The sequence below is a fragment of the Bacillus haikouensis genome, from assembly GCF_013179555.1.
Taxonomy (GTDB): Bacteria; Bacillota; Bacilli; order Bacillales; family Bacillaceae_B; genus Rossellomorea; species Rossellomorea haikouensis_A.
Map to the genome: position 1 here is coordinate 1 of NZ_JABMCR010000232.1, position 6,510 is coordinate 6,510.

Annotated in this window: 8 protein-coding genes and 1 pseudogene; 6 read left to right on the top strand and 3 right to left on the bottom strand. The window is 39.1% G+C overall.

Annotation, left to right across the window (positions count from 1 at the left end; all coding sequences use genetic code 11):
• Together HP456_RS18055 and HP456_RS25785 are read left to right on the top strand one after the other, a co-directional pair.
• On the top strand, window positions 1-217 hold a 217-nt coding region (locus tag HP456_RS18055), incomplete at its 5' end, for a flagellar hook assembly protein FlgD (RefSeq protein WP_172253678.1).
• A 557-nt stretch (window positions 218-774) separates the two neighbouring features.
• Entirely contained in the window at window positions 775-963 is a 189-nt protein-coding gene (locus HP456_RS25785; protein ID WP_512698771.1) for a hypothetical protein, read from the top strand.
• Between the two features lie 191 nt (window positions 964-1,154).
• Here the strand turns inward: HP456_RS25785 and HP456_RS18060 are convergent, their stop codons facing one another.
• The gene (locus HP456_RS18060) at window positions 1,155-1,787 is read right to left on the bottom strand and encodes a LysE family translocator (protein WP_172253680.1); all 633 of its coding nucleotides are present in this window, start codon (window positions 1,785-1,787) and stop codon (window positions 1,155-1,157) included.
• A 653-nt stretch (window positions 1,788-2,440) separates the two neighbouring features.
• Window positions 2,441-2,788, bottom strand: coding sequence for a hypothetical protein (locus tag HP456_RS18065; RefSeq protein ID WP_172253682.1), 348 nt, complete (start codon window positions 2,786-2,788; stop codon window positions 2,441-2,443).
• Window positions 2,789-3,091: 303 nt separating this feature from the next.
• Here HP456_RS18065 and HP456_RS18070 point away from each other — a divergent pair, with 303 nt between their 5' ends.
• From HP456_RS18070 to HP456_RS18080, 3 genes and pseudogenes are all read left to right on the top strand, one after another.
• On the top strand, window positions 3,092-3,517 hold the full coding sequence (locus tag HP456_RS18070) for an SRPBCC domain-containing protein (protein ID WP_172253684.1): 426 nt from the start codon (window positions 3,092-3,094) through the stop codon (window positions 3,515-3,517).
• Window positions 3,510-4,013, top strand: a pseudogene (locus HP456_RS18075) (Tn3 family transposase); the annotation flags it as partial. The gene HP456_RS18070 and the pseudogene HP456_RS18075, both read left to right, overlap by 8 nt.
• A gap of 205 nt (window positions 4,014-4,218) precedes the next feature.
• Window positions 4,219-4,464 (top strand): YkuS family protein, encoded by a 246-nt coding sequence (locus HP456_RS18080; RefSeq protein ID WP_172253686.1) that lies wholly within the window; start codon window positions 4,219-4,221, stop codon window positions 4,462-4,464.
• 97 nt (window positions 4,465-4,561) lie between these two features.
• Here HP456_RS18080 and HP456_RS18085 read toward each other — a convergent pair whose 3' ends face one another.
• Window positions 4,562-5,524 carry a S8 family peptidase gene (locus HP456_RS18085; protein ID WP_172253688.1) on the bottom strand — a complete coding sequence of 321 codons (963 nt, stop codon included), beginning with the start codon at window positions 5,522-5,524 and terminating at the stop codon, window positions 4,562-4,564.
• A 290-nt stretch (window positions 5,525-5,814) separates the two neighbouring features.
• Between HP456_RS18085 and HP456_RS18090 the strand changes: the two genes are divergently transcribed.
• On the top strand, window positions 5,815-6,342 hold the full coding sequence (locus tag HP456_RS18090) for a superoxide dismutase family protein (protein WP_172253690.1): 528 nt from the start codon (window positions 5,815-5,817) through the stop codon (window positions 6,340-6,342).
• Window positions 6,343-6,510 lie beyond the last annotated feature (168 nt).

Sequence of the window (6,510 nt, forward strand, 5' to 3'; positions counted from 1 at the left end):
TATTAAAAAAGTAGACTGGAACTTCAAAATTAAAGGGGCAGATGGTGAAGTCGTTGATACATTCGATGTTGATCACCAAGCAGAAATTCACTTGAAATGGGAGCCAAAAGAAGATTTACCAGACGGAGTTTATACTATATATACGGAAGCAAAAGATGACGATGGCTTTAGAGTTGATGCAAAACCACACCAGTTTACTATTAAACAAGCAAAATAATAATTAGAAATTGAGATATCACCCTTTACTTTTGCAGAGGGTGATTTTCTCTGTAACTTTGTGAGTTTTTTCTAGATAAAACCCCTTTAAGCTCTTGGCGGCAGCACTACGGGTTTCCTGGAGGAGAGGGATTATGGATATATATTTACTAGGCATTACAAGAAGGTCCCTTTTGGTGATCTTCGACTTTTTTTGTTTTTTAATTCAATAAATGGGACGGGTTTTTGAAAAGTGAAGTATCAGATAATGAATCGTTATCTAATTCGCTTTAACTTTTATAGAGTAGTTAATCTGTGATAGGGGGCTTATCTGAAAAAAGATAAGCTTTTTTAATAAAATTAAAACATTGAGTTAAAGGTGGTAATTTGAAATAATTGGTATTAATTTTAAATTTAAGTATGAAATACTGTAACCATATTCACTCGGCAATCATAATAATTTAGGGCCATGGTGAACAAACACACTAAAAAGGGGTATAAGCTATTTATACAGTAAATTTAGTTATAGTTGGATTTGCTCTGGCTATCACTTTTTAGATTTTTCAAAAGTACGCCAAGTTGAAATCGTTTTTTAATGTTAGATTCTTTTTAGCACTTACGATTGAATCGTCTGTGGTTTGGGTGATCAGTTTCGCAATTGGAGGATGGAGTGGTATAAGCATTAGTAACATGGCATCGTCCTTGCTCATTGTGGGATTGTCAGGTTTGTTATCATCTTTTATTTTAAACTTGCTTATTAAGGAATAAATCAACTTTTTGTCTAGGGTTGCTGATGGTTCTAACCTACGATTTAGTTGAACCGGAACATAGCTGAAGATCGGCTGTTTGATCTTCAGCTTTTTCTTTATTCAATCATTGGGAGTTTAGTTTAACAGGGTTGATAAAGATAATTTATACAAGCAAATAATCAAGGGTCTTATTTTATAGATGAAAATAATCTAATTATGAGTCTTTTCAAGAGCTAGTTTTATACCAAAACCTATGAGTATAGTACCTGTAATCCCTTCAATGATATTTTGTGTTTTAGGTTTTTTCATAAAAGCACTAATCTGATTAATTAAAAAAACATAAAGTAAAAACCATATGGATGTCAATACAGTATAAGTGATACCCATAATAAGAAATGGTAAAAAGTTATTGCTTCCTGAGTCCACGAATTGAGGCAAAAAAGTTAAGAAAAAGACAGCAACTTTAGGATTTAGAATATTTGTAAGGAACCCTTGTTTAAAACAAGATGTGTTTACAAACTGTCTTTTTGAGGTCATTTCAACGCTTGCTGCTTCTTCTTTTTTCTTTATAGACCATAATGTCTTAACACCCAAATATATTAAGTAAACAGCACCGACGTATTTGAAGACAGAAAATAATAATGCAGATTTCACAATGATGGCTGAAAGTCCAAATACAGCAGCGGAAGTATGGATAAGAAGGGCACAACAAGTGCCTAAAGCAGTTTTAAGACCCTCGTTTCTCCCAAAGGTGACAGTGTTTTTTGTAGCAATTGCAGTATCGGGACCGGGTAAAGTAATTAGAAAAATACACATAATGACAAACAGATAAAAGTTTTCCATTTTAATATCACCTTTCTGCTTATGATAAGTTCTGAGTGTAATTATTACATTGATTATATATAAAACGTGTTATTAATTGAACATAAACATTATTTGTTTGTTGTAAGAATTGAACGCTGCTGATAACTGAAAATCTGCTAACTAATAATCGACGACCCGTATGATAATTCCGCTGTAATCCAGGACATCAGTTTAAGATGAGTCACGGTATAGCTTACAGCATTGAAAGCACATTTTAGACTAATTCGGAGAGTGAGTGATTCTAATTGAAATTAATAATACAGGCAATTTTATGTTCTTTTATACTCCATGTTGTTTATTTCATTAGTACGATGATAATTGGCTATATAAAAACGAAAAGGTATGTACCCGATATAAAAGCTGCTTGGAACAATGTTGAAAAACTACCCACCAGAGTTTCATTTGGTGCTACAATTTCACCAGCCTTATACTTTTTATCCTTGGTTATTGCAGCGTTACTGTGCGGTTTGATCATTTTCTTATCAAAGCGAAGTTTTGTCTAGGATTTTATAGAGGGGTGTTTGCTGTGTGTAGGATCCGCCCCTTAATTGTGTAGGTAAGAGAGGATAATTTGAATAAGAGAATAAAATAGCGGATAGCTCCTCTGGCAGGAGCTACCCGATGCTTATGTTTTATTCATCATCATATGCAATTTCAACCGAGTGTTTATCAAACCCATTTTGTTTAGCAATTCGTCGTACAACTAATTTAATCTCTTTTTCGCTATTATCCGAAACTATTTGAGATAGATAAATTTTCATATTAAAAGGTGAGGAACTAGTAACCATGCCTGAAACCGGGTATCCATCCTGTATTAATTGGCTAGAGACCTTATTAATTATGTCAGTCTCCTCTATTTTATCTTGCTGGGCTTGTTTAATCATATTTGAATGTACAACTTGAATTTGACTTATGAGAAATACGGCTGACGCAATAAGGAATAAAGAAAAAGCACCAATAATTAGGCATCTAAGTTTCACAACAGTCACCCCGCAAATAAAGTTAGTACAAGTATATGCCTTATACTAACGATGAATTCCCAGTTATTAACTCCGTTGTATCTTCCATTAAAGAGGGCAATTCCGTTACAAGATTTGCGCACTTTTTTTATGATATAGCTTAGGCGAAAATTCAGATAAGGTAAGAACTAATCTCAATTAAGTCAAATTGAAAGGAAAAAATTAATTAGAAACCTTACATCCTTTAATGTGCAACACTATGGTTGCACCCGGGTGATTATATGTGCTGCACTTTGGTTGCACTTATGAAAAGGAGGAGTAGTAATGGATAATGATCAAATAAAAAGAGAAGTTTTTATTAACGCATCTATTCAATCGGTATGGGAGTTAATTAGCCAACCGGCATGGTGGGTGGGCGATGCACCTGGTCCGGACAAGGTGCAGGTAGATGGGTCACGTGTGGTGGCTGACACGAAGTACGGGCAATTCCCGGTGTTGATTGAACAGTCAGAACCTCCATACTACCTTGCATGTCGGTGGGCAAGTTCATTTCCCGGAGAGGAACCAAAGAGAGAAAATTCTACGCTAGTTGAGTTCAAGTTGACTTCAAAAGATGGAGGAACTTTCCTTAAAGTAGTTGAAAGTGGCTTTTCACACCTTGCAATATCCGAACAGGAGCAAAGAAAGTTCTTTAAAGGGAATGTCTATGGCTGGGAGATGCAAATGGAAGTTCTGCGGAAGCGTGTATGATGATGATGGGAATGTTAATCGCCAATATTATGAGATGGCTGTTCTAACCGAGTTAAGAAACTTGGTACGCTCAGGTAATGTCTCTATTAAAGGAAGTCGGCAACATCAAGATTTTGATAATTATTTAGTGACGAAAGAAACATGGGAGCAAAACAAGCATCTTAACGAACTTAGCGCACCTCCTTCTGTTGATGAATACTTAGCAGATAAAATGGATTCATTACATAATCGGCTTAAATGGATTAAAGCTAATATTACAGAATTAGATGGGGTTAATTTTGAAGATGGACGACTGCATGTCCATCGTTTGGAGAAAAACGTACCGGAAACAGCACGAGAACATAGTTTATCTCTATATAAGCTAATCCCCCGTGTGAAGCTGACTGACTTGCTTATGGAAGTGGCAAGTTGGACAGGGTTTGAAAAGCAGCTTCTTCATGCTTCCACGCTACATCCTCCAAAAGAGGAAGAAAAGCCAGCCATCATGGCGGCCATTGATTTCCACTCCAGTCCACAGCCGGAATCAGTCAGAAACGATCATGAATATTTGCAGTGCTGGCTAACGTGGTTAAAAAACAAATTCGAAAAACTTAGGAAGATTGATGAATATCTTTTTCCCTGAAAGAAAAACCTAATGCTAGAAATAATAAAGTGGAGGCGGGAAGCCGCAGAAGCTTGATAAAAATTGGAGGTATAACGATATGGCGAGAAGAATCGGTGTTGAGGAGTCTTTACAAAATGTTGTGCAGGCTTTGCGTGAAAAAGGACATGATGTTGTAGAACTTAAACAGGAATCAGATGCGCAAGGCTGTGACTGCTGCGTTGTAACAGGAATCGACTCTAATGTGATGGGCATCCAGAACGCCGTTACACAGGGATCTGTGATTGAGGCAAGCGGGTTAAGTGCTGATCAAGTATGCCAGCAAGTTGAGAGCAGACTACAATAATTTAACGGATTTACTTTGGTTTATAAGAAAGGACCGCTCTGGGCGGTCCTTTCTTTGCATTTATTGAAGTGAGTCCCAATTCACATTCCATGGTTGTTTATCCTATTTGGGCCAAAGGCTGATTCCGAATGTGCTCCTTCAGGAGGTCTGGTGCTGTTAAGTACAGCAGGCCGTTTCCTTCGAGTGTTTTTGGAAAGTTCAGGGGTACTGTCCGTTTTATGAGTTGAGCATACAGTTCGGATTCGGATAATGTCCTTTCAAAGGCTGCCTGTTCGTACTCTTTTAAAAGAGCAAGGGCACCGGATACATGCGGAGCAGCCATGGACGTTCCACTGAGCCTGGCAAATTTATCGCCGGGAATGGTGGATAATATCTTTTCACCAGGTGCAACAAGGTCCACTTCATTATTGGAATTTGTGAAGTATGATGAATTCCTTTGGAGGTCGATGGATCCGACCGAAATGACTTCGTTGTAAGATGCCGGATAAGAGAACTCGTCTGTCGAGCTGTCCGAATCCCCCTCATTGCCAGCGGCGCATACGACCAGGATATTCGCAGCGGCTGCTCTTTGGATCACTTCGTGAAGGGGCTCATAATCGGTCGGACCGCCCAGGGACATGGAGATGACATCTACACCTTGATCAATCGCATATTGGATGCCATTGACGATCCAGTCATATTCACCGCTTCCCCGGCTGCCTGCGAGGACCTTTACGACCAGCAATTCAGCGAGAGGGGCGACTCCAATTACACCATTTCCATTCTCACTTGCAGCGATCGTACCTGAGACATGCGTACCGTGTCCGCTGTAGTCTGTCACATTATCCTCAGCGCCATCATCATCGTCTGTGAAATTACGATACCCTTTTACTTTTCCTTTCAGGTCCGGGTGGTTGACATCACAACCGGTATCCAGGACCGCAACCGTGATACCTTTTCCTTTATAACCATTGTTCCATAGGCTGGGAGCTTGAATTAAATCAATGCCTTTGGGAATTTCGTTTGCATCAGCCACCAATTCATCCATGAAGTATGGAATTAACCTGATTTCACCTTGCATATGAATCCCTCCTGAAAATGGTATTTTACATTGAGGAAAAAATCTGAAGTTTCAGAAAATATACCATTTTTCGGACAAGCCCGCCAGTGTATATTGTAATAGGAAAATTAAACCATTTTGCAGATAGCTGGCAGCGGGGCCAAGGAGTTAAACAAACGTTTGATTAATTCTAAAATGGCTGATACCAAAGGGGGCTGCTGAGTTAAACAAACGTTTGATTGAAATCGGCATGAACGTTTCCTTCCTTTCATATAGTGGTTATGAAGCATACAGCGAAGGAGGAGGCATCGATGAACTATTATCAATATGGCTATCCTGCCTATTCGTATTATCCTTATCGTAATGTGCCGGTGATGGCATATGCCGTGATACAAGGAGGACCGCTGGCTCCAAAAATAAACGGATATGTTTTTTTTCGTGAAGTACCGAACGGAGTAGAAGTGTTCATAGAAGTGCAGGGATTACCGCAGTATCAAAAAGGAAACGGCGGTAAAAAACCTATTGGACCACATGGGTTCCATCTTCATGAAAAAGGAGTGTGTGAGATAGGAGACAAAGCAGATCCATTTCAATCAGCCGGCGGACACTGGAACCCAACCAATTCGCCCCATGGAAATCATGCCGGGGATTTCCCGGTGCTTTTCTCAAATGATGGCTACGGCAAAATGACATTTTTTACGAACAGGTTCAAAGTGGAGGATGTCATCGGGAAAGGGGTCATCATACACCAACATCCTGACGATTATCAATCGCAGCCCTCAGGTGATGCCGGAAAGAGGCTGGCTTGCGGTGTGATCATGAAGTATGGGATGGGATAAAATAGCAAAAAGAGGCTAGGACAAAAGTGTTATAGTCTAAATAAAACCCGAACTAAATTGCCTTCTAACTGGCAAATTAGTTCGGGTTATTATTTTGTTCAATGTACACTTAAGTTTTAGCACTTTACAGCGGTTGATTGGAGTGCAAGACGAAGACTCCTGCGGGAA